Origin of the sequence: Streptomyces sp. LUP30 (assembly GCF_001746365.1) — a bacterium.
In the GTDB taxonomy this organism is placed as follows: domain Bacteria; phylum Actinomycetota; class Actinomycetes; order Streptomycetales; family Streptomycetaceae; genus Streptomyces.
Map to the genome: position 1 here is coordinate 1 of NZ_MJAJ01000005.1, position 26,544 is coordinate 26,544.

Annotated in this window: 25 protein-coding genes and 1 pseudogene; 7 read left to right on the forward strand and 19 right to left on the reverse strand. The window is 72.1% G+C overall.

Going from position 1 to position 26,544, the window contains the following annotated elements:
* The 11 genes and pseudogenes from BG482_RS06160 to BG482_RS06210 all read right to left on the reverse strand — a co-directional run.
* A partial coding sequence (locus BG482_RS06160) for an aldo/keto reductase (protein ID WP_069767843.1) occupies window positions 1–752 on the reverse strand: 752 nt, incomplete at its 3' end.
* Window positions 753–798: 46 nt separating this feature from the next.
* Complete coding sequence (locus tag BG482_RS06165; protein WP_069767844.1) at window positions 799–1,761, reverse strand: sugar kinase; 963 nt, start codon at window positions 1,759–1,761, stop codon at window positions 799–801.
* Window positions 1,758–2,399, reverse strand: a complete 642-nt coding sequence (locus BG482_RS06170) for a bifunctional 4-hydroxy-2-oxoglutarate aldolase/2-dehydro-3-deoxy-phosphogluconate aldolase (protein ID WP_069767845.1) — start codon at window positions 2,397–2,399, stop codon at window positions 1,758–1,760. The genes BG482_RS06165 and BG482_RS06170 overlap by 4 nt, the downstream gene beginning before the upstream one ends.
* Window positions 2,396–3,157 (reverse strand): SDR family oxidoreductase, encoded by a 762-nt coding sequence (locus tag BG482_RS06175; protein WP_069767846.1) that lies wholly within the window; start codon window positions 3,155–3,157, stop codon window positions 2,396–2,398. Before BG482_RS06175 ends, BG482_RS06170 begins: the two co-directional genes overlap by 4 nt.
* Window positions 3,154–4,197 carry a zinc-binding dehydrogenase gene (locus BG482_RS06180; RefSeq protein ID WP_069767847.1) on the reverse strand — a complete coding sequence of 348 codons (1,044 nt, stop codon included), beginning with the start codon at window positions 4,195–4,197 and terminating at the stop codon, window positions 3,154–3,156. The genes BG482_RS06175 and BG482_RS06180 overlap by 4 nt, the downstream gene beginning before the upstream one ends.
* Window positions 4,194–4,631, reverse strand: a complete 438-nt coding sequence (locus BG482_RS06185) for an RbsD/FucU domain-containing protein (protein ID WP_069767848.1) — start codon at window positions 4,629–4,631, stop codon at window positions 4,194–4,196. Before BG482_RS06185 ends, BG482_RS06180 begins: the two co-directional genes overlap by 4 nt.
* Window positions 4,622–5,441, reverse strand: a pseudogene (locus BG482_RS06190) (amidohydrolase). Before BG482_RS06190 ends, BG482_RS06185 begins: the two are co-directional and overlap by 10 nt.
* Window positions 5,434–6,759, reverse strand: a complete 1,326-nt coding sequence (locus BG482_RS06195) for an L-fuconate dehydratase (protein ID WP_069767849.1) — start codon at window positions 6,757–6,759, stop codon at window positions 5,434–5,436. The pseudogene BG482_RS06190 and the gene BG482_RS06195 overlap by 8 nt, the downstream one beginning before the upstream one ends.
* A gap of 94 nt (window positions 6,760–6,853) precedes the next feature.
* Window positions 6,854–7,897, reverse strand: a complete 1,044-nt coding sequence (locus tag BG482_RS06200; RefSeq protein WP_069767850.1) for an ABC transporter permease — start codon at window positions 7,895–7,897, stop codon at window positions 6,854–6,856.
* Entirely contained in the window at window positions 7,890–9,452 is a 1,563-nt protein-coding gene (locus tag BG482_RS06205) for a sugar ABC transporter ATP-binding protein (RefSeq protein WP_069767851.1), read from the reverse strand. The genes BG482_RS06200 and BG482_RS06205 overlap by 8 nt, the downstream gene beginning before the upstream one ends.
* Before the next feature lie 56 nt (window positions 9,453–9,508).
* Entirely contained in the window at window positions 9,509–10,573 is a 1,065-nt protein-coding gene (locus tag BG482_RS06210) for a sugar ABC transporter substrate-binding protein (RefSeq protein ID WP_069767852.1), read from the reverse strand.
* Window positions 10,574–11,037: 464 nt separating this feature from the next.
* On the opposite strand from BG482_RS06210, the gene BG482_RS06215 reads away from it, so the two are divergent.
* The 4 genes from BG482_RS06215 (at window position 11,038) to BG482_RS06230 (ending at window position 16,709) form a co-directional block, all read left to right on the forward strand.
* Window positions 11,038–13,269, forward strand: coding sequence for an alpha-L-fucosidase (locus BG482_RS06215; RefSeq protein WP_069767853.1), 2,232 nt, complete (start codon window positions 11,038–11,040; stop codon window positions 13,267–13,269).
* Window positions 13,270–13,533: 264 nt separating this feature from the next.
* Window positions 13,534–15,996, forward strand: coding sequence for a SpoIIE family protein phosphatase (locus BG482_RS06220; protein ID WP_079141634.1), 2,463 nt, complete (start codon window positions 13,534–13,536; stop codon window positions 15,994–15,996).
* 90 nt (window positions 15,997–16,086) lie between these two features.
* Window positions 16,087–16,326 (forward strand): hypothetical protein, encoded by a 240-nt coding sequence (locus tag BG482_RS06225; RefSeq protein WP_069767854.1) that lies wholly within the window; start codon window positions 16,087–16,089, stop codon window positions 16,324–16,326.
* Complete coding sequence (locus BG482_RS06230; RefSeq protein ID WP_069767855.1) at window positions 16,326–16,709, forward strand: toxin Doc; 384 nt, start codon at window positions 16,326–16,328, stop codon at window positions 16,707–16,709. The genes BG482_RS06225 and BG482_RS06230 overlap by 1 nt, the downstream gene beginning before the upstream one ends.
* Before the next feature lie 28 nt (window positions 16,710–16,737).
* On the opposite strand, the gene BG482_RS06235 is transcribed toward BG482_RS06230, so the two are convergent.
* The 4 genes from BG482_RS06235 to BG482_RS06250 all read right to left on the reverse strand — a co-directional run bounded on the left by BG482_RS06235 (window position 16,738) and on the right by BG482_RS06250 (window position 20,430).
* A complete protein-coding gene (locus BG482_RS06235) occupies window positions 16,738–18,201 on the reverse strand; it encodes a glycosyltransferase 87 family protein (protein WP_069767856.1) in 1,464 nt (487 codons plus the stop codon).
* Window positions 18,198–18,965 (reverse strand): class I SAM-dependent methyltransferase, encoded by a 768-nt coding sequence (locus BG482_RS06240; RefSeq protein WP_069768036.1) that lies wholly within the window; start codon window positions 18,963–18,965, stop codon window positions 18,198–18,200. Before BG482_RS06240 ends, BG482_RS06235 begins: the two co-directional genes overlap by 4 nt.
* Before the next feature lie 92 nt (window positions 18,966–19,057).
* Entirely contained in the window at window positions 19,058–19,714 is a 657-nt protein-coding gene (locus BG482_RS06245; RefSeq protein WP_069767857.1) for a DUF2064 domain-containing protein, read from the reverse strand.
* Window positions 19,711–20,430, reverse strand: coding sequence for a glycosyltransferase family 2 protein (locus tag BG482_RS06250; protein WP_107450410.1), 720 nt, complete (start codon window positions 20,428–20,430; stop codon window positions 19,711–19,713). Before BG482_RS06250 ends, BG482_RS06245 begins: the two co-directional genes overlap by 4 nt.
* A gap of 112 nt (window positions 20,431–20,542) precedes the next feature.
* On the opposite strand from BG482_RS06250, the gene BG482_RS06255 reads away from it, so the two are divergent.
* Together BG482_RS06255 and BG482_RS06260 are read left to right on the forward strand one after the other, a co-directional pair.
* The gene (locus tag BG482_RS06255) at window positions 20,543–21,265 is read left to right on the forward strand and encodes a response regulator transcription factor (protein ID WP_069767858.1); all 723 of its coding nucleotides are present in this window, start codon (window positions 20,543–20,545) and stop codon (window positions 21,263–21,265) included.
* On the forward strand, window positions 21,255–22,367 hold the full coding sequence (locus tag BG482_RS06260) for a sensor histidine kinase KdpD (protein WP_069767859.1): 1,113 nt from the start codon (window positions 21,255–21,257) through the stop codon (window positions 22,365–22,367). The genes BG482_RS06255 and BG482_RS06260 overlap by 11 nt, the downstream gene beginning before the upstream one ends.
* 100 nt (window positions 22,368–22,467) lie before the next feature.
* Here the strand turns inward: BG482_RS06260 and BG482_RS06265 are convergent, their stop codons facing one another.
* The 4 genes from BG482_RS06265 to BG482_RS06280 form a co-directional block, all read right to left on the reverse strand.
* Window positions 22,468–23,520 (reverse strand): NAD(P)-dependent oxidoreductase, encoded by a 1,053-nt coding sequence (locus BG482_RS06265; protein WP_069767860.1) that lies wholly within the window; start codon window positions 23,518–23,520, stop codon window positions 22,468–22,470.
* Between the two features lie 53 nt (window positions 23,521–23,573).
* Window positions 23,574–24,194 carry a hypothetical protein gene (locus tag BG482_RS06270; RefSeq protein ID WP_069767861.1) on the reverse strand — a complete coding sequence of 207 codons (621 nt, stop codon included), beginning with the start codon at window positions 24,192–24,194 and terminating at the stop codon, window positions 23,574–23,576.
* A gap of 147 nt (window positions 24,195–24,341) precedes the next feature.
* On the reverse strand, window positions 24,342–24,746 hold the full coding sequence (locus tag BG482_RS06275) for a hypothetical protein (protein ID WP_069767862.1): 405 nt from the start codon (window positions 24,744–24,746) through the stop codon (window positions 24,342–24,344).
* A complete protein-coding gene (locus BG482_RS06280; RefSeq protein WP_069767863.1) occupies window positions 24,743–25,879 on the reverse strand; it encodes a molybdopterin-dependent oxidoreductase in 1,137 nt (378 codons plus the stop codon). Before BG482_RS06280 ends, BG482_RS06275 begins: the two co-directional genes overlap by 4 nt.
* A gap of 224 nt (window positions 25,880–26,103) precedes the next feature.
* Between BG482_RS06280 and BG482_RS06285 the strand changes: the two genes are divergently transcribed.
* Entirely contained in the window at window positions 26,104–26,538 is a 435-nt protein-coding gene (locus tag BG482_RS06285) for a VOC family protein (protein WP_069767864.1), read from the forward strand.
* The last annotated feature ends 6 nt before the right edge of the window (window positions 26,539–26,544 follow it).

A 26,544-nucleotide genomic window follows, 5' to 3' on the forward strand; every position in this document is an offset into this window, starting at 1 on the left:
GTGGTGGGTGGTGGGGCGTCCTKGTAGTCGTATTTCATGCCTTCGGTGGGTCGGTCGCGGGAGAGGAGTCCGGAGTTGAAGACGCCGACGGCGACGACGCTTTTGTCGTGTTCTGCTGCGGCGGGCAGGACGTCGTCGAGTGCGGACTGRTCGAGGAGGGTGTAGCGGCCGGCGAGCATGACGACGTCGGCGGGGGTTTCGCGCAGGAAGCGGGCGAGCATGGCGGACTGGTTCATGCCGGCGCCGATGGCGTCGATGACGCCTTGGTCGCGCAGTGCGGCGAGGGTGGGCATGGCCTCGTCGGCCGCTTGGCGCCAGTGGTCGTCGGGGTCGTGGAGGTAGACGATGTCGAGGCGGTCCAGGCCGGTGCGTTGCAGGGTCGCTTCGATGGAGCGCAGGATGCCGTCGCGGCTGAAGTCCCATCGGCGGCGCAGGTCGTCGCGGACGACGAAGCCGTCGCTGTCGACTCCGCGGGGTTCTTCGTTGGGCACGAGGAGCCGGCCGGCTTTGGAGGAGATGACGTAYTSGTGGCGGGGGCGGCCTTGCAGGGCGGCGCCCAGGCGGCGTTCGGAGAGGCCGAGGCCGTAGTGGGGTGCGGTGTCGAAGTACCGGATTCCGGCGTCCCAGGCCGCGTCGACGGCGGCTGCCGCGTCGGCGGGCGGGGTGACGCGGTAGAGGTTGCCGATCACGGACGCCCCGAAGCCGAGCGTGGTGAGCGCGACGGGCGTGTGGTGGATCTTCCGCTGGTGCAAGGCGTGCTCCTACGTGCTCCTGGAGGGCGGGCGAGCGGGGTGCCCGTCAGCGTCTGACGTGGGCCGACCCGCCCGCGATGAGGGCCTCGACCTCGGCGAGCGAGGCCATGGAGACATCGCCGGGCGTGGTCAGGCCGGCCGCGAAGCCGTCGCCGGAGCCGATGCGGTCCAGGACCTGCAAGCCGGACATCTGTGGGCCGCGGACGAACCCGGCACGTGCCGACCAGGCGGCGGAGGACCAGTCGTTGACCCCGGCAGAGGGCACTTCCCGCAAGGTCGTCGCGAGCACCTCGGCTCGGGGCAGCAGCCCGGCCACTTCGACGAGGGCGTCCTGCACCTCGTCCGCCTCGACCCGCAGCACCCCCGGGCGGGGTCCGGCCAGGCCCAGGGCGCCCACGACGACATCGGCCTGGCGAGCGAGCCGCAGGTCGGTCTCACGGGCGGCTTCGGCGCCGCCCCGGCCCGCCCACAGGCTGGGGCGGTAGTTGGGGTCGTAGGAGACGGTCACGCCGTGGCGGCGGGCGGCGGCCATGGCCTCGTCGGCGACGTCCGCGGTGGTGTCGGAGAGGCCGGCGAAGATGCCGCCGGTGTGGAACCAGCGCACGCCCGTCGCGAAGACGGCGTCCCAGTCGACGTCCCCCTTGCGCAACTGGGAGACGGCCGTGCCCGCGCGGTCGCTGACGCCGAGGGCGCCGCGGATGCCGTAGCCGCGTTCGACGAAGTTCAGGCCGTTGCGGACGGTGCGGCCGATGCCGTCGTCGGGCGTCCAGCGGATCAGCGACGCGTCGACGCCGCCCTGGAGGATCAGATCCTCGACGAGCCTGCCCACGGCGTTGTCGGCCAGTGCGGTGACGACGGCCGTGCGCAGGCCGAAGCAGCGGCGCAGTCCGCGGGCGACGTTGTACTCGCCGCCGCCTTCCCAGACCTGGAAGGTGCGGGCGGTGCGGATGCGCCCCTCGCCCGGGTCGAAGCGCAGCATCACCTCGCCCAGGGCCACCACGTCGGTCACGGCGTGCTCCTGTCCACGGCCTCTGCGGTCAGCCGGCGGATCTCCTCGTACTCGCCCCGCTGCAGATGGGCGGGGGTGGCCATCCAGCTGCCGCCGACGGCGAGGACAGCACGCTCGGCGAGGTAGGCCGACAGGCGCGGAGCATCGATGCCGCCCGTCGGCACGAACCGCGCCTGGGGGAAGGGCGCGGCGAGGGCGCGCAGCATCGGGATGCCGCCGAGCGGTTCGGCGGGGAAGAGCTTGACGGTGTCCAGGCCGGCGCGCAGCGCGCGCATCAGCTCGGTGGCGGATGCGATGCCGGGCACCACGGGCACTCCCAGCTCGCTGCACTTGGCGATGACTTCCTCGTCGAAGCCGGGGGAGACGACGAAGCGGGCCCCGGCGGCCACGGCCCGTTCCGCCTGCTCGGGGGTGAGGACCGTCCCGGCGCCGACGGTGAGGGCGCCGTGGGCGGCCATCGTCTTGAGCACCTGCTCGGCGTCCGGGGTGCGGAAGGTGACTTCGGCGCACCGGGCGCCGCCCGCCGCGAGCGCGTCGGCCAGCGGGCCGGCGCTCCCCGGGGACGGCACGGTCAGCACCGGCAGGACGCGGGCGCCGTCCAGCATGGAGGCCAGGTCGGTGGTCGCGTCGGTGGTCATCGGCCGAGCCATCCGCCGTCGACGGGCAGGACGACGCCGTGGACGTAGGCGGCCGCGTCGGATGCGAGGAAGACGGTGGCCCCGGCGAGGTCGTCGGCCTCGCCCCAGCGTGCGGCCGGGATCCGGTCCAGGATCGCCCTGCTGCGCACGGGGTCGTCCTGGAGGGCCTGGGTGTTGTCGGTGGCGATGTAGCCGGGAGCGATGGCGTTGACGTTCACACCGTGCGGGGCCCACTCGTTGGCCAGCGCCTTGGTCAGACCGGCGACACCGTGCTTGGCGGCCGTGTAACCGGGCACGGTGATACCGCCCTGGAAACTGAGCAGCGACGCCGTGAAGATGATCTTTCCCTGGCCGCGGGCCACCATCGACGAGCCGACCGCCCGCGACAGGGCGAACTGGGCACTCAGGTTCACCTGCAACACCAACTCCCAGTCAGCGTCGCTGTGTCCGGCGGCCGGAGCGCGGCGGATCGTGCCCGCGTTGTTGACCAGGATGTCCACCGGACGCTCCCGCCCCGCCAGGTCCGCGCCCAGCGCCCGGACGGCTTCGGGATCGGCGAAGTCGGCGCGGATCGCCTCGAACGTGCGGCCCGCGGCCAGGACGTCCTTCTCCACCGCGCTGCCGGCGGACTCCAGGCCGGCGCTGACGCCGATCACGTCCGCGCCGGCCCGGGCGAGGGCGCGGGCCATGGCCCGGCCGATGCCACGCCGCGCCCCGGTGACGACGGCGAGCTTCCCGGTCAGATCGAAGACGCTCATACGGCCGCCCCCTGGGTGTCGTCGGTGCAGTCCACGAGGATCTTCATCACGTCGCCGCCGCCCTCCAGCGCCTCGAACGCGGCGGGCGCCTGCGTGAGCGGGACGACCTTGCTGATCAGCCGCCCGGCCGCGACCGTCCCGTCCGCGACCAGCGCCACCGCCTTCTCGAAATCCGCACGCTCGTACAACCGGGCCCCCACCAGCGTGAGCTCACGCCAGAAGAAGCGGTGCAGGTTCACCTCGCGCGGGCGGGGGTGGATCGCCACCAGACACAGCCGGCCACGCACACCCAGGACGTCGACGGCCGTGTCCACACCGCCCTGTGCGCCGGAGACCTCGAACGCGACGTCCGCGCCGGCGTCACCGGTCCACTGCCGGACCAGCTCGGGCAGGTCGCCGTCGGCCGGATCCCACGCCGTCAGCCCCAACTCCTCGGCCAGCAGACGCCGGTGGGGGCTCAGCTCCACCACCCGCACCTCGGCTCCGGCCGCCCGGGCGACCAGCGCGATGAGGACGCCGACCGGGCCGCCCCCGACCACGACGGCCTTCTCGCCTTCGCGGACCTGGGCCCGGCCCACGTCGTGCACCGCGACCGCGGTCGGCTCCACAAGCGCGGCGTGGTCCAGCGGGAGGTCGCCGGGCAGCCGAACGAGGGTCGTGGCGGGGACGGTCCAGCGCTGCTGCATCGCGCCCGGGGAGTCGATGCCGATGAAGTCCAGGTGCTGGCAGATGTGCTGATGCCCTGCCCGACAGGCCGGGCAGGTGTCGTCCCAGCGAAGCGGCATGACGGTGACCGCGTCACCGGGCGCCCAGCCCTCCACTCCTGCGCCCACGCGCACGATCCGGCCGGACATCTCGTGTCCGAGCACGGCGGGTGTCGACACCCGGGCGTCCATGTCGCCGTGGAAGATGTGCAGGTCGGTGCCGCAGATACCTACGTAGGCAGGGGCGATCTCCACCTGGCCGGGGCCGGGGGCCGGGTTCTCGACGGGCGCGGTGTCCAGGGTGCGGGCGGTGAGGTAACGGACGGCGAGAGTCATCGTGAGGTCAGGGTCCCTTCAGCGCGGACGCCGATGGTCAGCAGCAGGTTGGCGTAGGTGCGGGTGTCGGCGGTGACGATGGCCAGCGCCAGGTCGGGCGAGCGGGCGGCGTCGTAGAACGCGAAGCGTCCGAGCGTGTCGACCGGGAGCGGCGCCAGCATCGAGCGGTACTCGGCGATGGCGGGCGGCTCCGGCTCGCCCTCGGGCGGCACCATCACATGGGCCGCCTCCACGGGCAGGGCGCGCAGGAGGACGTCGAGCACGGTCGTGACGTCCAGCAGGCCGGGGGCCAGGTTGAGGTGGACGGTGCGGGCGCGCTCGCCGGTGGCGGTGCTCGCGGGGTAGTGGCCGTCGGCGAGCAGCACGCGGGCGCCGTGGCCGGCGCCGGCGAGGGATTCGAGGATCCCGGGGTGCAGCAGTTCCGTCAGCAGCACGGCGTCGTCTCCTTCGTCGTGTCGGGGGTCAGGCGGTAGAAGGCGGTCGCGGTGCCGGCGAGCACCGCGTGGATCTCGGTGGCGGAGCAGCCGTGCAGGAGTTCCTCGACGGTGGCGGCCCAGCGGTTCCAGCCGCCCGCGAGGTTCGCGACCGGCCAGTCGGAGCCGAACATCAGCCGGTCGGGGCCGAAGGCGGAGAGCAGGACGTCCCACACCGGGCGGATGTCGTCGACGGTCCACTTCTCGTGGTCCGCCTCGGTGATCAGCCCCGACACCTTGCAGACCACCTGCGGGTGTGCGGCCAGCAGGCGCAACCGGCTCTCCCAGTCGGCCAGTTCACCGTCGGCGATCGACGGCCAGCACGTCGTAGCCGAGCCCGCGCTCGCCGATCGCTTTCAACGCCCTTTCGACCTGCGGCCGTTGGAGCCAGTGCGGGTCAGGCTCACCCTGCACGACATGGCGTACGCCCCGCAGGTGGCGGCCGCCGGGGCCGCTCTGCAGGTCGTCGAGCACGTCGCCGACCGCCGGGGACGTCAGGTCCGCCCAGCCGACGACGGCGCCGATGAGCGGGTCGCCGTCGGCCAGAGCGAGGAGGTCGCGTGTCTCGGGCACGGACGCGATGCACTGGACGACCACCGTGTTCGTCAGTCGCCGTCCCGTGATCGGCCTGGTCGCGGCCGTGCGCAGGTCGGCGGTGCCGAAGGTGCGGCGGATCGGTTCGTGACCGGGCTCGTCCAGCCAGGGTTGCGGCCGGACGGCGAGGTCCCATACATGGTGGTGGGCGTCGACGAGGGCCCGGGGGTCAGACACGGGCTGCCCAGACGGGGCCGTCGGGGTAGGTGTACTCCTTGAGGGACTCGGGGTGCATCTGCGCGCTCAGTCCCGGGAGCGTCGGCGCCAGGTAGTGCCCTTCGACGATGCGGACGGGATCGACGAAGTGCTCGTGCAGGTGGTCGACGTATTCGATGACACGGTCCTCGGTGGTGCCGGAGACGGCGACGTAGTCGAACATCGACAGGTGCTGCACCATCTCGCACAGGCCGACTCCGCCCGCGTGCGGGCAGACCGGCACGCCGTACTTCGCGGCGAGCAGCAGGATCGCGATGTTCTCGTTGACGCCGCCGACCCGGGCGGAGTCGATCTGCACGATGTCCACCGCGCCGGCCTGGAGGAGCTGCTTGAAGACGACCCGGTTGGCGATGTGTTCGCCGGTGGCGACCTTGATGGGGCTGACCGCCTTGCGGACGGCGGCGTGGCCGAGGATGTCGTCGGGTGAGGTGGGTTCCTCGATCCAGTACGGGTCGTAGGGGGCGAGGGCGCGCATCCACTCGATGGCGGGGGCGACGTCCCATCGCTGGTTGGCGTCGACGGCGATCCGGATGTCCGGGCCGACCGCCTCGCGGGCGGTGCGCATACGCCGTATGTCGTCCTCGAGGTCGGCGCCGACCTTCAGCTTGATCTGGGTGAAGCCGTCGGCGACGGCCTCGCGGGCGAGACGGGCCAGCTTCTCGTCGGAGTAGCCGAGCCAGCCGGGTGTGGTGGTGTAGGCGGGGTAGCCCTGGTCCAGCAGGTGGCCGACGCGCTGTGCGCGGCCCGGCTCGGCGCGGCGCAGGATCTGCAGGGCGTCCTCGGGGGTGAGGGCGTCGCTGAGCCAGCGGAAGTCGACCTGGGCGACGAGGTCCTCGGGTGACATCTCACCGAGGAAGCGCCAGACGGGCTTGCCCGCGCGCTTGGCGGCGAGGTCCCAGGCGGCGTTGACGACGGCGCCGGTCGCCATGTGGATGGCGCCCTTCTCCGGTCCCAGCCACCGCAGTTGGGGGTCGTGGACGAGCGAGCGGGAGAAGCCGCCGAGGTCGCCGCAGACCTCCTCGACGGGCCGGCCCACCACGTGCGGGGCCAGGGCCGCGATGGCGGCGGCCTGGACGTCGTTGCCGCGGCCGGTGGTGAAGGCCAGGGCGTGGCCCTCGAGTCCGTCGCCGGCGTCGGTGCGCAGCACGACGTAGGCGGCGGAGTAGTCGGGTTCGGGGTTCATCGCGTCCGACCCGTCCAGGTGTTCGGACGTCGGGAAACGCACGTCCAGCACGTCCAGGGCGGTGATGCGGGCGGATGAGGGCACGGTGGAGGACATGGCGGCAACTCCTGTGAGGGGAAAGGGGGAATCGGTCCCCTGGCGAAGAGACTCGTACGTGGCGCGGGTCGGGCGGCCGGTGAGGCCGCCCGGGTCACTCCTGGACCTTGCCGCCGGTGATGCGGGAGATGGCGAGGGCGACCAGGATGATCAGGCCGTTGAGTGCGCCGATCCACTGGGCGGGTACGCCGCCGAGCGTGAGCACGTTCTGGATCATGAAGAGCAGGAGGATGCCGCAGAACGCGCCGAACATGGTGCCTTTGCCGCCGTTGAGGCTGATCCCGCCGATGACGGCGGCGGCGAAGACGGTGAAGATGTAGCCGTTGCCCTGCGCGGAGGCGACGGAGGCGAGGCGTCCGGAGAGCAGCAGTCCGGCGAGGGCGGCGAGCACGCTGCCGGTGACGATGACGATCCACAGGACCCGGTCGGTGCGGATGCCGGCTGCCTTGGCGGCGTCGACGTTGCCGCCGATGGCGTAGAGGGAGCGCCCGAAGCTGGTCCAGCCGAGCACCACGATCGCGACGGCGAACAGGGCCAGGCAGATCCAGATGGACGCGGGCATCCCGAACCATTGGGCGGTGCCGAGGTAGATCATCGACTGCGGCAGCTGGAAGAAGGTCTGGCCGCCGGAGATGCCGGTGAGGACACCGCGCAGCACGATCAGCATGCCGAGGGTGACGATGAACCCGTTGAGGCCGAAGCGGATGATCAGCAGGGCGTTGATCACGCCGACGAGCGCGCCCACGGCCAGGGTGACGAGGATGGCGCAGGCGCCGGGGAGGAGTCCGAGTCCATGGCCGGCGCCGACGGGCACCACCAGCCAGGCCGCGACACCGGGTGCGAGGCCCATGGTGGACTCGAGCGACAGGTCCATCTTCTTGACGATCAGGATCATCGTCTGGGCGAGGACCAGCAGGGCCATCTCGGACATGGTCTGCAGGACGTTGATGAGGTTGTCGGCCTGCAGGAAGACCGGGTTGACGATCTGTCCCACGATCGCGATGACGACGATGGCCGGGACGAGCGCGAGGTCGCGCAGCCGGGCCAGGGGTATCCGGCCGCCGAGCAGCGCGGTCCGCTTCGCCCCGGGTTCCGGGGCCTTGGCCGCGGCGGTGTCCGCGAGGACGGTTTCAGGCATCGAGGTCCACTCCTTCCATCGCGGCCACGAGGTCGTGGTCGTGCCAGCCGCGGGCGATCTCTGAGGTCACACGGCCCTGGAACATCACCAGGACCCGGTCGCACATGCGCAGGTCGTCGAGTTCGTCGGAGGCGATGAGCACTCCGGTGCCGGTCCGCGCGGTCTCCTCGACCTTGCCGAGGAGGAACTCCTTGGAGCGCACGTCCACGCCCGCTGTCGGGTTGATCAGGACCAGCAGTCTGGGGTCGTCGGCCAGGGCGCGGGCCATGACGACCTTCTGCTGGTTGCCTCCGGACAGGGAGGAGACGGGCAGTTCGGGGCCGGGGGTCTTGATCGCGAGGTTCTCGATCATGGCCCCGGCGAGCCGGTCGCGTCGGCCGCGGCTCAGGAACCCGTGGGGGCCCAGCCGATTCGGCACGGACAGGGTGGCGTTGTCCGCGATCGACATGCCGGGGACGAAGCCCTGGTGGTGGCGGTCCTGCGGGACGAATCCGGCGCCGGCGGCGAGCGCCGCAGGCACACTGCCCGGCCGGGGGCGGATCCCCGCGATCTCCACGCCGCCCGCCGCTGCGGCCCGCAGCCCTACGACGGTCTCGGCGACCTCGGTGCGGCCGCTGCCGGCGGCGCCCGCGAGGCCGACGATCTCGCCGGCCCCGACCTGGAAACTGACCTCGTCGTACCCGTCGCCGCTCAGCGTGCGGACACTCAGCGCGGCCGTGGCGCCGGGGTCGAGGGTGGCGGCCCGTTCCTCGCGCCGGTCGGCCGCCGCCTCGCCGGTCATCGCGGCGACCAGTTCGGTGCGGGGGAGGTCGGTGACCGGCGCGGTCAGGATGTGCCGGGCGTCGCGGAACACCGTCACCATGTCGCAGATCTCGTAGACCTCCTGGAGATGGTGGCTGATGAACAGGAAGGTCACGCCCTGGCGTTGCAGGTCGCGTATGCGGTCGAAGAGGCGGTTGATGGCCGCACCGTCGAGCTGAGCGGTCGGCTCGTCGAGGATGATGAACCGCGCGCCGAAGGACAGCGCCCGGGCGATCTCGACGAACTGCCGCTGCTCGACGCTCAGATCGACCGCCGGGGTCTGCGGGTCGACGTCCACCGACCAGGTCGACAGCAGGTCCTGTGCGCGGCGGCGGGTGGCGTGCCAGCTGATCAGGCGGCCGGCTCCGCGGTCGTGCCGGTTCAGGAAGAGGTTCTCGGCGACGGTCAGCGTGGGGATGATCGTGGACTTCTGGTAGACGCAGGCCACGCGTCGCCGCCAGGCGTCGCGGTCGCTGAGCCGGGGCGCCGGCTCGCCGCCGAAGGTCACCGTTCCCTCGTCGGCGGCGTGAAGACCCGTGAGGACCGACACCAGCGTCGACTTTCCGGCTCCGTTGCGGCCGACGAGGGCGTGGGTCTCGCCGGGCCTGATGGTGATCCGGGCGCCGTCGAGGGCCACCGTCGGACCGAATCGTTTGACTATGCCCGTCGCCTCGACGACGGGCGGGTCCGCGGGCGCCCGTCCGCCGCCCGCCGGGGCGGGCACGGGGGTGACTGCTCGCTCCCCTTCGCTCATCTCAACCGCCTTGTTCTCGTGAGCCGTTGGCATTACCGGTGAGAAAGCCGGAGGGGTCAGCCGAGGTTGTTGCCCCACAGCGACTTGTCGTCGCTCTTCACGCTGGGCACGCCGCCGTAGGTGCCGCCGTCGGCGGTGACGAGCGGGGCGGAGAGCTGGTCCTCGAGCACGCCGTCGCGGACCCGGATGATGGTGCTGTCGTGGTCGGTCTTGCCGGCCTTGAACGTCTTTCCGTCGATCGCGGCCTTGAGGTAGTACAGGGCGTACTTGGCGTAGAGGTCGGCCGGCTGGGAGACCGTGGCGTCGATCTTGCCCGCGGCGATGGACTTGAGCTCCTCGGGGATGCCGTCGTTGGACACGACGAAGACGTGCTTGTCGTCCTTCGGGTCGACCAGCAGGCCCTTCTGCTTGAGGACCTGGAGCGTGCCGGAGAGGGCGAAGCTGGCCTCCATGTAGACGCCCTTGATGTCCGGGTTGGCGGTCAGGTCCGTCTGCAGCTTCTGGGCGGCGACGGCGCCGTCCCAGTTGGTGGCCTCGCCGAACACCTTGATGTTCGGGTAGTCCTTCTTCATGCAGTCGTTGAACGCCTGGGTACGGTCACGGCCGTTGATGGAGTCCAGGCCGCCCTCCAGCATGACGACCTTGCCCTTGCCGCCCAGCTTGGTGCCGAGGTACTGGCACGCCTTCTCGCCGTAAGCGCGGTTGTCGGCGCGCACGACCATGAAGACGTTGCCGGTGTCGGGACGGGTGTCGACGGTCACGACCGGGATCTTCTTCGCCTCGAGCTGCGCGAGGGTCGGGGCGATGGCGGCGGTGTCCTGGGGAGCCATCGCGAACCCCTTGACGCCCTGACTGATCAACGTCTGCGCGTTGGCCGTGAGCTTGGCGACGTCGTTCTGGGAGTTGGTGGTCTTCAGGTCCAGGCCCAGCTCCTTGCCGTACTGGGGCGTGTACTTGATGTAGGAGTTCCAGAAGTCGGTGTCGGAGCGGGGGTAGTCGACGCCGACCAGCGGCTCGTCGCCCGACGACCCCGAAGTGGCGGAACCGCCGGCGCACGCACTGAGCAGAGCCAGTGCGGACAGAGCGGAGACGGCTGAACAGAGGGTGGTTCTGAGTCTCATCGGTGCTTCCTCGCGCCGGTCCCGTAGCGGGAGATGTTTCGCCTCGGCGACATCCGTGTATCGCCGTGGACTAGAGATGGGATGTTTATAGAGGCGCTTCCGGCGCGTTGTCCAGACCCCCGCACGGATCGCAAGGAAAGAGCAGCTCATAAGTGGCGCCCGGACGGGCGAGGTGCGGTTTCACAGAAAGATCCATCCCATCAATCAACATCATGCAGTGGCTCGGTTCGACCGGCGGGCGACACCAGACATGCCATGTTTGACTGAGGGCAATGGGGTCAAAATCGTCACAAGACAGGCAACTCACCTGACGGGTCGGGCACTTTCATCCCTGCACACTGGTTGACATCCCCAGGAGACATGCCGGACCTTCATGCGTGACAAGCGGCACTCTGTGCACAGCAGCCACGCCGACTCGTCTCCCCCGCTCACTCCCCTGCCCCCTCCGTACCAGGGATGTCTCCATGTCGAGTTCGATCAACAGACGCCACTTCCTCGCCGGTGCCACCTGCGTGGCAGCGGCGGCCGTCGCCGGAGGCCTGTTCGGCGCCGGCAGCGCGCAGGCGGCGCCCAGCACCTACACCCCCGACTGGAACTCGCTCGACCAGCACCCGCCGGCCCCGGAGTGGTTCCAGGACGCGAAGTTCGGGATCTACTTCCACTGGGGCGTCTTCAGCGTGCCGGCCTTCGGCAACGAGTGGTACCCGCGCGCCATGTACCAGGCCGGCGACTCCGTGAACCAGCACCACATCGCGACCTACGGCCAGCCCTCGGCTTGGCCGTACCACAACTTCATCAACGGCGCTCAGGACCTGGCGGGCAACTTCGTCAAGTTCGCGCCGAAGCTGAAGTCGGCCGGCGGCAATTTCGACCCCGCCGAGTGGGTACAGCTCTTCGTGGACGCCGGAGCGAAGTTCGCCGGCCCCGTGGCCGAGCACCACGACGGCTTCTCCATGTGGGACAGCCAGGTCAACGAGTGGAACTCGGTGAACAAGGGCCCGGGGCTGAACCTGCTGCAGCTGTTCTCCACGGCCATCCGCGCCAAGGGCCTCAAGCTGCTGGTCGCCATGCACCACGCGTACCACTTCAACGGCTTCTACGAGTTCGCCCCCGCCCAGACGGACCCGAGCCTGAAGAAGCTCTACGGGCAGCTGGGCGCGGCGGCGGAGAACCAGCTCTGGTACGACAAGCTCAAGGAGGTCATCGACCGGGCCCAGCCCGACATCCTCTGGCAGGACTTCAAGCTGGACGCCGTCGACGAGACGCAGCGCCTGAACTTCCTGTCGTACTACTACAACCAGGCCAACAGCTGGGGCCGTGAGGTCGTCGCCACCTACAAGGACGGCCTGAACGGCAAGGGCGAGGTCTTCGACTACGAGCGCGGCGGCCCGGGCGACCTCACCACCCCGTACTGGCTGACCGACGACAGCATCTCCAGCAGCAGCTGGTGCTACACGCAGGGCATCGGCTACTACAGCACCCAGCAGATGCTGCACTCGTTCCTCGACCGGGTCAGCAAGAACGGCAACGTGCTGCTGAACATCGCGCCGATGGCCGACGGCACCATCCCCCAGGCGCAGAAGGACATTCTGCTCGGCATGGGCGACTACCTGAAGCGCTTCGGCGAGTCGGTCTACTCGACCCGCGCCTGGACGGTGTACGGCGAGGGCCCGACGAAGATGGGCGGCGGCGCCTTCACCACTCCGACGGCCGGCACGGCGCAGGACATCCGCTTCACCCGGAACAAGGGCAACACCGTCCTGTACGCCACCGTCCTCGGCTGGCCCGGCAGCTCGCTGACGATCAAGACGCTCGGCTCGGACCGGATCAGCCTCTCGTCGCTCGCCTCGGTCAAGCTCCTCGGCTCCACCGCCGGCACCTACATCGACCTGCCCACGCCGGTCCAGAGCTCCTCCGGCCTCACGGTGACCCTGCCGTCCTCGGCACCGCACAGCGCGGGCGCCTACGTCCTGAAGCTCACGTTCTCCGGCCCGATTCCGGGTCTGCTGCCGAAGTCCGGCGCCATCGCCTTCCAGGACGTCAACTACACGGGCGGCTCCGCCACGTTCGCCCTCGGCGACCACACCGCGGCCGACCTGACCGCCGCCGGACTGGGCGCAGGCACGGTCTCCTCCCTCCGGCCGGCCCCCGGCTACCAGGTGGTCGGCTACTCCGGAGACAACTTCACCGGCACCTCCTGGACCTTCACCGCCGACAACCCCGACCTCAGAGCCACCGGCAACAACGACCGGATCACCTCCCTGAGGGTCCAGTTCAACCCGGCCGCCTACTTCCGCATCACCAACGTCACCGACGGACTGGCCCTGGACAGCGGCGGCAACGTCGCCTCCGGGTCCAACCTCAAACAGTGGACCTGGGACAGCAGCACCAACCTGCAGTGGCGCGCGGAGCCCGTCGGGGGCGGCTACTACCGGCTGGTCAACCGCACCAACGGCATGGTCGCCGACGGCTGGGGCGACGGCAACGGCTCCACCGCCCGACAGGCTCCGTGGAGCAGCGGCAACACCGACCAGCAGTGGACGATCACCCACCGGGGCGACGGCCGCTTCTCGATCGCCAACCGCACCACCGGTCTGGTCCTGGACGGCGGCGGCAACGTCGCCTCGGGCTCCGTCACCAAGCAGTGGACGTACGGCAGCAGCTCCAACCTGCTGTGGACCTTCACGGCCGTCTGACCCCCGGGACGGCGGCTGCGGCGGCGGGGTTCTGCCACGCCGCCGCAGCCGCCGTCACTCCCGCCCGGCTCGTCCCGCCGCCACCCTCGGCAGCGGGACGGCGGCGGGCCCCGCTCACCGAGCCCCGACACGGGTGAACCGCACGCGGAAGGCGGGCGCATCGTCCGGAGCGCCGGAGAGCAGGGGGCGATCTAGCCTGGAAGGAACCACCGGGAAGCAGCCCCGGCGGACACCGCCGTCCGGACGGAGGCGTGGCGCGTGGAAATGGCCGGCATCGAGGACGCCCCCACTGCCGCTGTCGTGGTCGATCCGGACGGCCTGGTGAGCGGCTGGAGCGAGGGAGGGCGTCTGCTGCTGGGCTGGACGTCCCAAGACGTCCTCGGGCGGCCCGTGACCGAACTGCTGGCCGATCCCCCTCCGTCCGGTTTCCCCGGGGGCCATGGCGGCGCCACCGACCATCCGGGGTACATGGCGCTGCGTCACCGGGACGGTCACCCGGTGGATGCCGTGGTGACGGCGCACCCGCTCGTCGGCGCCGACGGACGCGCTCAGGGCCAGGTGATGACCGTGCAGCGCTGGGACCGCCGCCCGGTGATCGCCGACCGGGCCTTCGAGCAGTGCCCCTTCGCGCTGGGCGTCTACGACCCGGAGCTGCGGTTCCTGTGGATCAACGCCTCCTCGGGCCGGGTGATCGCCCACTCCGAGGCGCAGGTGCTCGGCAAGAAGTACCGCGAGGTGCTTCCCGAGTTCGACCGCTCGCTGTTTCCCGAACGGGACGACAAGCCCTACACCGACCAGCTCGCCGAGGTGGCGAGGACGGGCGTGCCCGCGCGCCTCATCACCGTCTTCCAGCCGCGGGGCAGCAACTACGCCAACGCCTGGGCCACCAGCATATGGCCCGTCCGGGACACCGAGGGGAGGGTGCGCGCTGTCGCCAACTGGGGATTCGACATGAGCGCCGAATACTGGGCGCGGCAGCGCCTGCTCATCCTGAACGAGGCCACCGGCGGCATCGGGCGGACCCTCGACGTGATCGGCACCGCCCAGGAACTGGCCCGTACCTCCGCGCCGGTGTTCGCCGACCTGGTCACCGTCGATCTCTTCGCCGAGGTGCTGGGCGGGGAGGAACCGCCCTCCCCGCCCGCGTTCTCCGGCCACCACGCGGTCACGCTGAGCCGCGCCGCCCTTTACGGCGCGAGGGCGGACGACGGCCCGCCTCCCGGGGATCCGACGCCCGTCGGTCACGCGCCCGGCTCCGCCGCCGCCCGCTGCATGGCCACCGGGAGATCCATGGTCGAGCTCGCCGCCGAGCCCGGACCCGGGGGTGAGTGGGCCTTCGGCCCCGGGCTCGCCGCCGACCCGGCCCACTGGCCGCCGGGCAACCCAGTGATCGACGAGGCCATCGCCGCGGACGGGCTCACCGGCCGGATCACGGTGCCGCTCCGGGCCCGCGGCGCGCTGCTCGGCGTCGTCGCGTTCTCCCGCAGCGACCGGCCCGAGGCGTTCACCGCCGACGACCTGATCCTCGCCGAGGAGCTGACCGCCAAAGCGGCCGTCGCCATCGACAACGCCCGCCGGTACTCGCGCGAGCGCACGACCGCGCTGACCCTGCAGCGCAGCCTGCTGCCCCAGCGGCTGCCGAACCCGGAAGCGGTCGAGGTGGCGTCGCGTTACCTGCCCGCCGGGACCGGCGCGGAGGTGGGCGGCGACTGGTTCGACGTCATCCCGCTGTCCGGCGCGCGGGTCGCCCTCGTCGTCGGCGACGTCGTCGGCCACGGCCTGCACGCCTCGGCCAGCATGGGCCGGCTGCGCACCGCGGTGCGCACCCTCGCCGACGTGGACCTGCCTCCGGACGAGCTGCTGACCCACCTGGACGACCTCGTCATCCACCTCGCCGGCGACCTGCGGCCCGACGGTCACTTCCAGCCGACCGGCGAGTCCGGCGCCACCTGTCTGTACGCCGTCTACGACCCCGTCTCCCGCCGCCTCACCCTGGCGAGCGCCGGCCATCCGCTGCCCCTGATCATCGCCCCGGACGGCGCCAGGACCCCGGCGCCCGCACAGCCGGGACCGCCGCTCGGCATCGGCGGGCTGCCGTTCGAGGCGAGCGAGCTCGAGGTGTCCGAGGGCAGCCTGCTCGCCCTCTACACCGACGGACTGGTGGAGAGCCGCGAGCGCGACGTCGAGCGCGGGGAGGACGACCTGCTGCGGGTCCTGAACCAAGACACGGCCGCATCCCTGGAGATCCTGTGCGACACGGTGATGGAGGCCGTCCTCCCCCGGCGCCGCACCGATGACGCCGCGCTGCTGCTCGCCCGTACTCATGCGCTCCGTCCCGACCACGTCGCCGACTGGGACGTCGAACCCGACTTCGCGCAGGTGCCGCGCGTCAGGAAGCTCGCCGTCGACCAGGTGGACGCCTGGGGCCTGGAGGAGGCGGCGTTCGTCACCGAACTTGTCGTGAGCGAGCTGGTCACCAACGCCATCCGATACGGCGAGCCCCCGATCGGTCTCCGGCTGATCCGCGACACCGCCCTGATCTGCGAGGTCTCCGACTCCAGCAATACCGCCCCGCACCTGCGCCGGGCCCGCGCCTTCGACGAGGGCGGCCGGGGCCTGCTGCTGGTCGCGCAGCTCACCCAGGGCTGGGGCACCCGGCACACCGGCAACGGCAAGACCATCTGGTGCGCGCAGACCCTCCCCCAGTCCCCGCCGCACTGGCCATGAGCGCCATGTTCAGCGACAGGGTGCCGTGTGCGCGCAACGGCACTCGCGAGAGACTGGCAGCATCAGGTACCTGCTAGGTACCCTGCTCGTATGCCATCACTGAATGTGACCTTCACCGACGAGGAAATGGAAGGCGTGCGTACGGCTGCCGCGGCCGAGGGCAAGAGCCTGAAGCAGTACATGCACGACCTCGGCGTCCGCGAGATGCACCGCAAGCAGTTCGTCGCCGGCGCCGCCTCATGGGCCGAGAGGCTCCGTGCCGAGTTCGACGAGGCGTTCCCCGACGAGGTTCCCCCGTCGCAGCGCGGCCAGGGAGCTGCTGCCGCCTGATGAGCGACATCCTCTACGTCGACGTCCCCTGGCTCCTGGACGTCCAGGAGGCCGCCCTCGGCAACGACGACGTGTCCGTCACCGACTACTCGGCGCTGGTGGCGGCCGTCGCACGGCACCGGACGCGTATGCCGACGCTCGCGGCCTCCGACCCCGACGTCGCCTGGCGCGCGGCCGCCCTTCTGCACACCGTCGTGCGCCTGGAGCCGTTGCCGCACCGCAACAGCCTCTTCGCCGCCTTCGTCGCGGGCCAGTACATGGACCAGTCGGGGGAAGGGATCGATCCCCCTTACGGGGGCTTCTCGGACCTCGTCAGAAAGATCCGCGAGGCCCGTCTCTCGATCTACGCCGTCTCGGACGTCCTGCGCTCCTGGAGAGTCTGACGCCGGCGGGGTCTCGGGTCCGGACGCGTCAGGGCCGGTCGACGCGGTGCCGCAGCAGGCGGCGGCCCCCGTCGGAGCGCAGACACGCTCCGACGGCGATCACGACGGCCGCAATGCCGTAGGCCCAGGCCTGGAGAGGGAAACCGGGCAGCAGACGGCCGCCGAGGTACAGGGCGGTGCCGGCGAGGGTGACGGTCAGCCACTCCCAGCGTCCGTCCATGGCCACGAGCGCCACCACCAGCAGGGAGTACCAGGGATAGCTCGGCGAGAAGAGGAGCAGGGCGGTACCGGTGACCAGCAGGGCGCCGCGCCAGGGGCGGGCCGGGTCTCCCCGCCACCACACGTACAGCGCGGCCAGCGCGAGCAGCAGCGCCGCGGTCACGCCTGCGGCCGCGTCGGGCAACACGAGCCTCAGCAGGGCGAAGCGGCGTACGTGACCGGGTTCGTAGCCCTCCTCGTGGAGGTAGCCGGGGAGGTAGCCCAGGACGCCCGCGCCGGAGCTCACGACATAGGGCAGGTAGGCGAGCGCCACCGCTGCGACAGCCGCGGCGACGACCCGCAGGACGCGCAGCGGACCGCGCTGCCCGGACAGTGCGCCGGGCAGGACGAGGACGGGCAGGAGCTTGACGGCGATGGCCGCGCCGAGCAGCGCGCCGCGGCGGGTCCCGGCGGTGGCGGTACCGAGGGCGAGCACGACGAACAGCACGCCCAGGGTGTCGATGTGGGCGTTGTTGACCGCTTCCAGGGCGACAGCGGGGCACCATGCCCACAGCGCGGCCCGGGCCGGGGCCCGCTGCGGGTCGCCGCGCCGGCGCAGCACCGCCAGCAGGGCGAGGGTCGTGCCGAAGGCCAGGACCGCTCCCCCGGCCTGGAGCGGCTTGTGGCGGCTGTCGGGAGGGGAGAGGGTGTGCACCGCGAAGAACCAGCCTTCGGCCACGGGCGGGTAGATCGTGGGGACGGTGGGCCGGTTGATGCGGACGCAGAGGCCCTTGGCCGTGTGCGTCAGTCCCCATCCCTCGCAGGCGGCCCGGGTGGGGAACAGCCAGTCGTCGCGCAGGGGGGCGAGTTCCGGTGCGGCCGGCGGGTGGGCGTACGGAGAGATCCCGGCGGCCTGGACCCGGCCGTCCCAGGCGTAGCGGTACATGTCGTTGCTGGTGCGGGGCTGCGCCGTGAGTCCGGCCAGGGCGATCGCGGCCGCGCCGGCGAGGACGAGGACGGTCGCGGCGCGGACCGGGACCTTGCGCACGGTCCACACTGCCGCGGCGAACAGCGTCCAGGCGAGGGCGTAGCCGCCGAGCAGGCGGCCGGGGGTGCTCTCGTGGTCGCCCTTGTGGAGGGTGCCCGCGACGACGACGGCGACGGCGACGACCAGGACCGCGGTCACCGCGATACGGGCGCCCCCGCCCCGTGGAGCGGCGGGTGCGGTGGGGCCCGGGGACGCCGACGGGGCGGGGTGACCGGGATCCCGCAGGCGCGGGCTGGCGGTTGTCATGGGCGGCTCGTACCTCCGCGGCGCATGGGATGTACAGCGTCGGTCCGCCCGGCCGGGCGGTGGAGTTCGAGGAAGACGCGGTCGTCGCTCGTCCACCGGCCGGTGAGGATCCAGCCGGTCGCGTCGGCGGCGTGCAGCAGGGCGGTGGCGCCGACCCGGGCCCAGGGAAAGGGGCGTCCGTGGCGGCCGTCGGCGTCCTCGACGCGGACGGTGAGGCGTTCGTCCACGTCGTGCGGGGCCGCTTCGACCAGCAGGCGCCCGCCGGGACGGAGCAGTACGCGCAGGCGGACCAGCAGCGCCGTCGGGTCGCCTCCGATGCCGACGTTGCCGTCCATCAACAGCACCGTGCCCCAGCGGCCCTCTCGGGGCAGCCGGTCGAAGACGGAGCGCCGCAGGGCGGTTCCGCCCTGTCGCCGGGTGAGGGAGACGGCGGCGGGGCTGACGTCCACGCCGAGCGCGGTCATGCCGCGGGCGGCCAGGGCGGCGACCAGCCGTCCCGGACCGCACCCGACGTCCAGGACGGGCCCGCTGCACCGGTGCAGTACGTCGGTGTCGGCGGCGTCGGGCGGGGCGCAGTAGCGCTCCACGTCCAGCGGCAGCAGGTCGGGCGTCCCTGCGAGAGGCGTCGTCATGCGGCGCAGGTACAGGGGACCGCGGCCGAGTCGCACGGCACGCCCGTAGGGGTCGTCCGTCCAGGGCTCCCCCGGTTCGGTGGGCGCGTACCGGTCGGCGCGTCGCCCGCTCGCCGGGAGCGGGGAGGACAGCGTCACATGGAGGTGGTCCTCTTCGGGCGGTGTCCGCTCGCCTGTCTCGGTCCGGGCGGTGACAGTGGTGCGCGCGTCCTGCGCGACGCCGCTCAACGGACGGCCTGCGCGAGCGAGGCCATGGCGGTGGCGAAGCGGGAGCGGGGCGGGCAACAGGCGGCCACCGAGGCGGCGTCGGCCGCCGTGTCCACGTCGCGCAGCGTCGGCAGTCCTCCGATGCTCAGGCCCGCGTCGACGAGCCTGCGCCGCTGAACGGCTCCGGTGCGGTCGGTGGACATCGCCACGCCCCTGACGAGGGCGCCGGCGCGGGCCGGTTCGGCGAAGCCCAGGGCCCAGAAGCCGCCGTCGGCGGCGGGGCCGAACCAGGCGTCGTGCCCGTCGCGGCCGACCTCGGCCAGCAGGTCCGGGGTGAGCTGCGGGGTGTCCATGCCGACCAGCAGGGCCGGGCCGTCGTCGCAGAGTTCGAAGGCTGCGGCGATGCGCTCGTCGAGGCCGCCGGATCCCTGGGGCGCGACCTCGAAACCGGGCGGCAGCCAGCCGCCGGGGGTCCCGTCGAGGACGAGCACCCGGCGCCGGGCGGGCGCCCGGAGCACGGCGTGCAGGGTGTCGGTCAGGGCGGCCTCGGCCAGAACGGCGGCCTCCTGCGGCGTGTACGGCGGTGTGAGCCGGGTCTTGACCCGTCCGGGCACCGGTTCCTTGGCGATGACCAGCAGGGTGGGCGAGCCGGCGGTCGTGCGGCGGGGGTTCATCGGGCGCCTCCCGGAACGCTCGCGTCGAGGGCCGGCGCGACGGCCGGCGGCTCGGCGAGCACGGTGCGCATGTCGCGCACGGCCTGCCAGGTGCCGCGCCAGGTGCCGGTGACCTTGGAGCGGCCCGCGCGCGGAAGGTAGGGCACATCGGTCTCCGTCACCCGCCAGCCGGCGTCGGCGGCGCGGACCACCATCTGCAGCGGATAGCCGGAACGCCGGTCGGTCAGGCGCAGGGCGAGCAGCGCCTCCCGTCGGGCGGCGCGCATGGGCCCCAGGTCGTGCAGGCGCAGCCCGGTGCGACGGCGCACGAGGCGGGCCAGTTCCAGGTTGGCGAGCCGGGCGTGCAGGGGCCAGGCGCCGAGAGCGGTGGGCCGGCGTCGGCCCAGGACCAGATCCGCGGCGCCGTCGAGGACGGAGGCGGCGACGGTCGGCAGCAGTCCGGGGTCGAGGGAGGCGTCGCAGTCGCAGAAGCAGACCACGTCGGCCGTCGCCGCGGTGAGGCCCGCGTGGCAGGCGGCGCCGAAGCCGCGCCGGGGTTCGTGGACCACGTGGGCGCCCAGGTCGCGGGCGATGTCGGGGGAACCGTCGGAGGAGCCGTTGTCGACGACGATCGCGCGCCAGCCGGGCGGAATCCGCTCCAGCACCCAGGGCAGGGCCTCGGCCTCGTCGAGGCAGGGCAGCACGACGTCCACGGAAGGGGGGGATGTGTTGATCACCTCACTCACTGTACGGACGCAAAAACGGCATAAGGGATTTCGTGTTCTTACGGAACGCTGACGTCACCCGTCGCGTCCGTCGCGGGCCGGTTCCTGGTGTGAGACTCGGTATGTGAAACGCGTACTCGTCGTCGATGACGACCCCACCGTCTCCGAGGTCGTCGCCGGATATCTCGACCGGGCGGGCTTCGCCGTGGACGTGGCCGCCGACGGCCCCACCGCCGTCGCGCAGGCCGCCCGCCGCAAGCCCGACCTGGTCGTGCTGGACCTGATGCTGCCCGGCATGGACGGGCTGGAGGTCTGCCGCCGCATCCGTGCGAACGCGCCGCTCCCGGTGATCATGCTGACCGCGCGCGGCGACGAGGAGGACCGCATCCTCGGCCTGGAGGTCGGCGCGGACGACTACGTCACCAAGCCCTTCAGTCCCCGGGAGCTGGTCCTGCGGGTGGAGTCCGTGCTGCGCCGGTCCGGCGCGCCGACCGCCCCCGCCGGGGCGGCGGAGCCGTGGCTGCGCTCCGGACCCCTCGCCCTGGACCCCACCGCCCGGCGCGTGATCCGCGACGGCGTCGAACTGGCCCTCACCATCCGGGAGTTCGACCTGCTGGAGTTCTTCATCCGGCACCCCGGGCGGGCGACGAGCCGGGAGCAGTTGATGCAGCGGGTCTGGGGCTGGGAGTTCGGCGATCTGTCGACGGTCACCGTGCACGTGCGCAGGCTGCGCGAGAAGGTCGAGGACGACCCGGCCCGCCCGCGCCTGATCAGCACGGTGTGGGGCGTCGGCTACCGCTTCGACCCGCCCGGGAGCCAGGAAGGCGGGGTCGGCGATGGTCGGTGACACGCTCCTCATAGCGCTCTACGCGGCGATCGGCGCGGCGGGCGCCGGACTGGTGGGTGCGGCGGCCCTGCGTGCGCTGCGCAACCGGTCCGTCTCCGTGTCCCTGGCCGTGGTCGCCGCCGTCACCGTGGCGGCGATGCTCGCCGGGACCATGCTGGTGTCGCGCGCGATGTTCCTCTCCGAGCACGACCTGTGGGTGGTGACGATGGTGTGCTCGATGGCCGCGGTCGTCTCGCTCGTCGTGGCGCTGCTCCTGGGCCGCAGCGTCGTCAGGGGCAGCCGGGATCTGGCGGAAGCCACGCGCGCCCTCGGGGAGGACGGCAGCTTCACTCCGCCGGCCGCCGCGCCGACGGCAGAACTCGCTCAACTGAGCCGCCAGTTGGCCGCCACCAGCAACAAGCTCGCCGCCTCCCGGGAACGGGAGCGGACCCTCGAGACCTCTCGGCGTGAACTGGTCGCCTGGATCTCCCACGACCTGCGCACCCCGCTGGCCGGTCTGCAGGCGATGACCGAGGCCCTCGAGGACGGCATGGTCGACGATCCCCGGGTGTACCTCACCCGCATCCGCGCGGAGGTCGGCCGCATGAGCGGCATGGTCGGCGACCTGTTCGAACTGTCCCGGATCCAGGCCGGGGTACTGGCCCTCTCGCCGACCCGGATGTCCGTGTACGACCTCGTCGGCGACGCCATCGCCGGAGTCGACGCGCTGGCCAGGGAACACGGGGTGCGGCTCGTGGGCCACGGCGTCGACGCCGTGCCGGTGGAGGTCGACGGCCGCGAGATGTCCCGTGTCCTGGCCAACCTGCTCGTCAACGCGATCCGCCGCACGCCCGCCGACGGCACGGTCGCCGTCTCGGCGCACCGCGAGGCCGACCGCGTCGTGCTGTCCGTGACCGACGGCTGCGGCGGGATCGCCCCCGAGGACCTGCCCCGCGTCTTCGACACCGGCTGGCGCGGCACGGACGCCCGCACCCCGCCGGCCGGCGCGGGGCTCGGCCTGGCCATCGTGCGGGGCATCGTGGAGGCCCACCAGGGACGCGCGGCGGTGTGCAACGTGCCGGGCGGCTGCCGGTTCGAGGTGCACCTGCCTGCGGTGGTCTGAGACGCACCCGCCGGCAGCGATCTGAGGACGACGACGGCAGGGCCGGCCCGGTGGGTGACCCGGGCCGGCCCTGCCGTCGTCGTGGAACGTGCGGACGATCTCACCCGGCCCGCAGCGGCGCCGAGGCGAACTCCGTCATGCCCTCCGTGAAGGGAACCTGCGGCTTCCAGCCCGACTCGTCGCGCAGCCGCTGGGAGGAGGCGGTGATGTGGCGGACGTCGCCGAGCCGGTACTCCCCCGTGACGACCGGCGTCGGCCCGCCGTACGCCTCGGCCAGCGCACCGGCCATCTCCCCCACCGTGTGCGGCTCTCCGCTTCCGACGTTGTACGCCCGCAGCCCGCCGTCCGGGGACCCGGCGAGCCCGTCCAGGGCCGCGAGATTGGCGCCCGCGACGTCCCGGACGTGCACGAAGTCGCGGCGTTGGCCGCCGTCCTCGAAGACGCGCGGGGCCTCGCCGCGTGAGAGGGCGGACCGGAACAGGGAGGCGACGCCCGCGTAGGGCGTGTCCCTGGGCATTCCCGGCCCGTACACGTTGTGGTAGCGCAGGGCGGCGACCCGCCCTCCGGTCGCCCGCGCCCAGGCGGCGGCCAGGTGCTCCTGGGCCAGCTTGGTGGCGGCGTACACGTTGCGCGGATCGGCCGGAGCGTCCTCTCCCACCAGACCGGCGGCCAGCGGCTCCCCGCAGCTCGGACACGGAGGCTCGAAGGCTCCCGCCTCGAGGTCGGCCACCCTGCGCGGTCCGGGCCGTACGACGCCGTGCCGGGAGCACTCGTACCGCCCCTCGCCGTAGACCACCATCGAACTCGCCAGGACCAGGCGCCGCAGCGCCGCTTCGGCCATCCCGGCCAGGAGCACCGCGGTGCCGAGGTCGTTGCAGCCCACGTAGTCCGGGGCGTCGGCGAAATCCTTGCCCAGTCCGACCATCGCGGCCTGGTGGCAGACGGCGTCCACCCCCCGCAGCGCGTCGGCCACCGCCTCCTTGTCGCGGACGTCGGCGTGTCGCCAGTCCGTCCCGTCGGGGATCTCGGGCGCCGTGCGGTGTGCGGCGGGCAGCAGTGCATCGAGGACGCGGACCTCGTGCCCGGCGGCGACGAGAGCGGTGACGATGTGCGAGCCGATGAAGCCCGCACCTCCAGTGACCAGGATCAACATGCCACCGACCGTAGGGGCCCCCGGCCGGTCGTGGGCCGTTCAGCTCGCGGACGTCAGGGGTTCGTAAGCCTTTCCGGCTCCCGCATCCGTTCAGCCGGCCGGGCCGCCGCGACCGTCAGCAGGGCGAAGGCCGCGGCGAAGCCCAGCATGGTGAACACGCCCTTCGGCCAGAAGATATGGCTGTCCACGAACGACCAGCAGGCGGCGAACAGGACGGCCGCGCCCGGCAGGATCCGCGCACCGTGCCGCCGCCACAGCACCGCGCAGGCGGCGAGCGAGGCGACGGCCAGTCCGTACACCCCGGTCCGGCCCAACTCGTCGCCGGTGGCGAAGAGCCGCCCGGCCGCCCCGTGGACGCCGTGGTCGACCACCGTTCCGGCGGAGATGCCGGCCACCGCGTCCAGGCCGGAGTAGTACGCGGCGAAGCAGGCGCATCCGGCCCACGCGAGCACCGTCAGAACACCGTCCGCATCCCGGCGCGGCCGTCCCCACAACGGGACCACCAGCCCGAGGACGAGAAGAGGGAAGACGGGCAGCAGGACGATGTGCAGGCCCGCCCAGTCACCCGCCGTCGCCGACGTCAGATGCCGGGGGTGCACCAGGCCCGCGGCGGCCAACAGCAGCGGAGGGGCGGTGACCAGCGCCGTGACGCGCGCAGTTCGCAGAGATCGCATCCGCTCACGCTAGGGGCCCGGCAGTGCTCCGACCCGGTCACCCGGTAGGCGTAAGACACCCGTAAGACGTCACTCCCAGGGCGCGCCCGGCAGCTCTTGCCACAGCTCTTCCTACGGCTCTTCCTACGGCCCGACCAGCACGGCACGTCACCGATCAGGCCGCCGCCGTCCGCGTGCGAACCCCCGTGCCGCCGCCCACAGCGCCGTCACCGTGACCACGGCCACCAGTGAGATCAGCCAGTTGCGCGGGTAGTCCAGCGGCAGCACCGACGGGTTGGCCGTCCTTCCCGGCCGTAGCAGCACGGGAAGTGCCACGGCCGTCAACGCGCCCGCGACGAGGAGGGCCCCGCGCACCGGCCCCCGCGTGCCGCCCCGCACCACGACCAGCCCGACCAGCAGCACCGCCGGGGCGATCAGCACGTCATGCAGGAGTGCCGCGCCTCCCAGCCAGACGAGCACGTCGGCCGGGTCACGGACGTCCGTCAGCAGCGACGCCCCCACGCCCATGAGGGCCACACCGACGCTACCCACCACCACCCGCAGCGCCTTCACGCCGTCACCTCCAGTCGGCCCACCCATTTGGTCTGCAGCACACCCGGGCGGTTCGGGGCGATGAGCCGCGCCGGATATCCGTGGTCGGGGTCGAGTGCCTCGCCGTTGAGTCGCAGGGCGAGCAGGGTCAGCGGGTCACGGGCGTGCTCATGGCCCATCTCCGACACCCGGTATCCGCCCCTCAGCTGCAAGGAGACCACCCGTACCCGCGCATGGGCCGGCGCCCCGGCACGCTCCAGCAGATCCACGACGCGTACGCCGCCCCAGCGCGCCGACTTGCTCCATCCCTCCACACAGGCGATCGGCAGCTCCACCTCGTGCTGCGGCAGAGCGCGCAGCTCGTCCAGGGTGAGGGTGTAGGGCTGCGGACCGGCGACCACCAACCGGTACGCCTCGTCGGCGATCCGGCCGACACCGGCCGCCGCCGCCGTCCGGTTCACCGGCAGCGACTGCGGCCCCTTGTCCGGGTCCCGGGGTGCGAACAGCAGGAAGTCCTTCAGCGGGGTGAACGACTGGCCCACGGTGGTGAGCGTGACGGCTCCGACCGCCGCGCCCACCGAGGCCAGCAGCGAGCGCCGGTCCGGTCCGTCCTGCGCGGGCAGGGCGAGCGTCCCCGGCGACCGGCGACTCCAGTGCGCGCTGATCTCCGGCGCCTTGACCGCCACGTGCAGCACCAGCGCCCCGACCACCAGCCAGGCCACCGCGTAGTGCACCGGCACGAAGGAGAACGGCCACGGGTACCACTGCGCGGTGTTCAGCAGCCCGGTCGCCAGCTCGAAGACGGCGCCGGCGACCAGTACCCCCACCGACAGCCGCTCCAGGGCGTGCTTGACCGACTTCAGCGGTGGCCAGGCGAACAACCGCGGATACACCGTCCACAGCTTGGCCAGCAGCAACGGGATCGCCGCGATGCCGGAGGCGACGTGCAGGCCCTGCGTGAACCGGTACCCCCAGACCGGGCGGCTCGGGATGCCGTCGGCCAGCCAGCCGGGCGGATGCTGCATGAAGTGACTGATCAGCCCGGTGACGAAGCACACCGCGAACGCCGCCCCCAGCCAGCGGCCGATCGAGGTCGCCGTGCGGGAATCGTGCAACCGGCCCCGGAACGCCGGCGGAGACACGTGCAGTTTCATGTCCCCATCCCACCTGGACACGTGGCGGGTGCGGAACCATGAAACCCTTACGGAACAGGGACGTTCCGACGGCAGGGCAGCCGCGGTGCCGGAGGTGACGTGCAGGCCACACGTGCACCGGTACCCCCGGCCGACCGAGGAAGGCGCCGTCGGGGAGCACACGGTCACCACCCCCGTCGATGCCGGGAGTTGAGCAGGACAGCACCCCCCGTTACGGTGATCCGATGACATCGATCAGGCAGTTCCAAGTCACCTTCGACTGCGCCGAGCCCGAACGCGTCGCTCGCTTCTGGTGCGAGGTGCTGGGCTACGTCGTACCGCCGCCGCCGAAGGGCTTCGACACGTGGGACGCCTACGACCGTTCACTGCCGCCCGAGGAACGCGGAGCATGGTTCGCATGCAGCGATCCCTCGGGCGTGGGGCCGCGGCTGTTCTTCCAGCGCGTCCCGGAAGGCAAGACCGCCAAGAACCGGGTGCATCTCGACGTACGGGTCGGCACCGGACTCGTGGGCGAGGAACGGCTGGCCACACTCCAGGCCGAGTGCACACGGCTGCTCGCGCTCGGCGCGACACGCGTACAAGTCCTCCTCGCCGACGAGGACAACGAGTCCTGCATCGTGATGCAGGACATCGAGGGCAACGAGTTCTGCCTCGACTGAGCAATG

Coding starts and splice junctions, on each gene's coding strand:
- BG482_RS06170 (WP_069767845.1), bottom strand. CDS start 2,399: ATGACCACCGACGCGACCACCGACCTGGCCTCCATGCTGGACGGCGCC.
- BG482_RS06175 (WP_069767846.1), bottom strand. CDS start 3,157: ATGAGCGTCTTCGATCTGACCGGGAAGCTCGCCGTCGTCACCGGGGCG.
- BG482_RS06180 (WP_069767847.1), bottom strand. CDS start 4,197: ATGACTCTCGCCGTCCGTTACCTCACCGCCCGCACCCTGGACACCGCG.
- BG482_RS06195 (WP_069767849.1), bottom strand. CDS start 6,759: ATGTCCTCCACCGTGCCCTCATCCGCCCGCATCACCGCCCTGGACGTG.
- BG482_RS06200 (WP_069767850.1), bottom strand. CDS start 7,897: ATGCCTGAAACCGTCCTCGCGGACACCGCCGCGGCCAAGGCCCCGGAA.
- BG482_RS06205 (WP_069767851.1), bottom strand. CDS start 9,452: ATGAGCGAAGGGGAGCGAGCAGTCACCCCCGTGCCCGCCCCGGCGGGC.
- BG482_RS06210 (WP_069767852.1), bottom strand. CDS start 10,573: ATGAGACTCAGAACCACCCTCTGTTCAGCCGTCTCCGCTCTGTCCGCA.
- BG482_RS06215 (WP_069767853.1), top strand. CDS start 11,038: ATGTCGAGTTCGATCAACAGACGCCACTTCCTCGCCGGTGCCACCTGC.
- BG482_RS06220 (WP_079141634.1), top strand. CDS start 13,534: ATGGCCGGCATCGAGGACGCCCCCACTGCCGCTGTCGTGGTCGATCCG.
- BG482_RS06225 (WP_069767854.1), top strand. CDS start 16,087: ATGCCATCACTGAATGTGACCTTCACCGACGAGGAAATGGAAGGCGTG.
- BG482_RS06230 (WP_069767855.1), top strand. CDS start 16,326: ATGAGCGACATCCTCTACGTCGACGTCCCCTGGCTCCTGGACGTCCAG.
- BG482_RS06235 (WP_069767856.1), bottom strand. CDS start 18,201: ATGACAACCGCCAGCCCGCGCCTGCGGGATCCCGGTCACCCCGCCCCG.
- BG482_RS06245 (WP_069767857.1), bottom strand. CDS start 19,714: ATGAACCCCCGCCGCACGACCGCCGGCTCGCCCACCCTGCTGGTCATC.
- BG482_RS06260 (WP_069767859.1), top strand. CDS start 21,255: ATGGTCGGTGACACGCTCCTCATAGCGCTCTACGCGGCGATCGGCGCG.
- BG482_RS06265 (WP_069767860.1), bottom strand. CDS start 23,520: ATGTTGATCCTGGTCACTGGAGGTGCGGGCTTCATCGGCTCGCACATC.
- BG482_RS06270 (WP_069767861.1), bottom strand. CDS start 24,194: ATGCGATCTCTGCGAACTGCGCGCGTCACGGCGCTGGTCACCGCCCCT.
- BG482_RS06280 (WP_069767863.1), bottom strand. CDS start 25,879: ATGAAACTGCACGTGTCTCCGCCGGCGTTCCGGGGCCGGTTGCACGAT.
- BG482_RS06285 (WP_069767864.1), top strand. CDS start 26,104: ATGACATCGATCAGGCAGTTCCAAGTCACCTTCGACTGCGCCGAGCCC.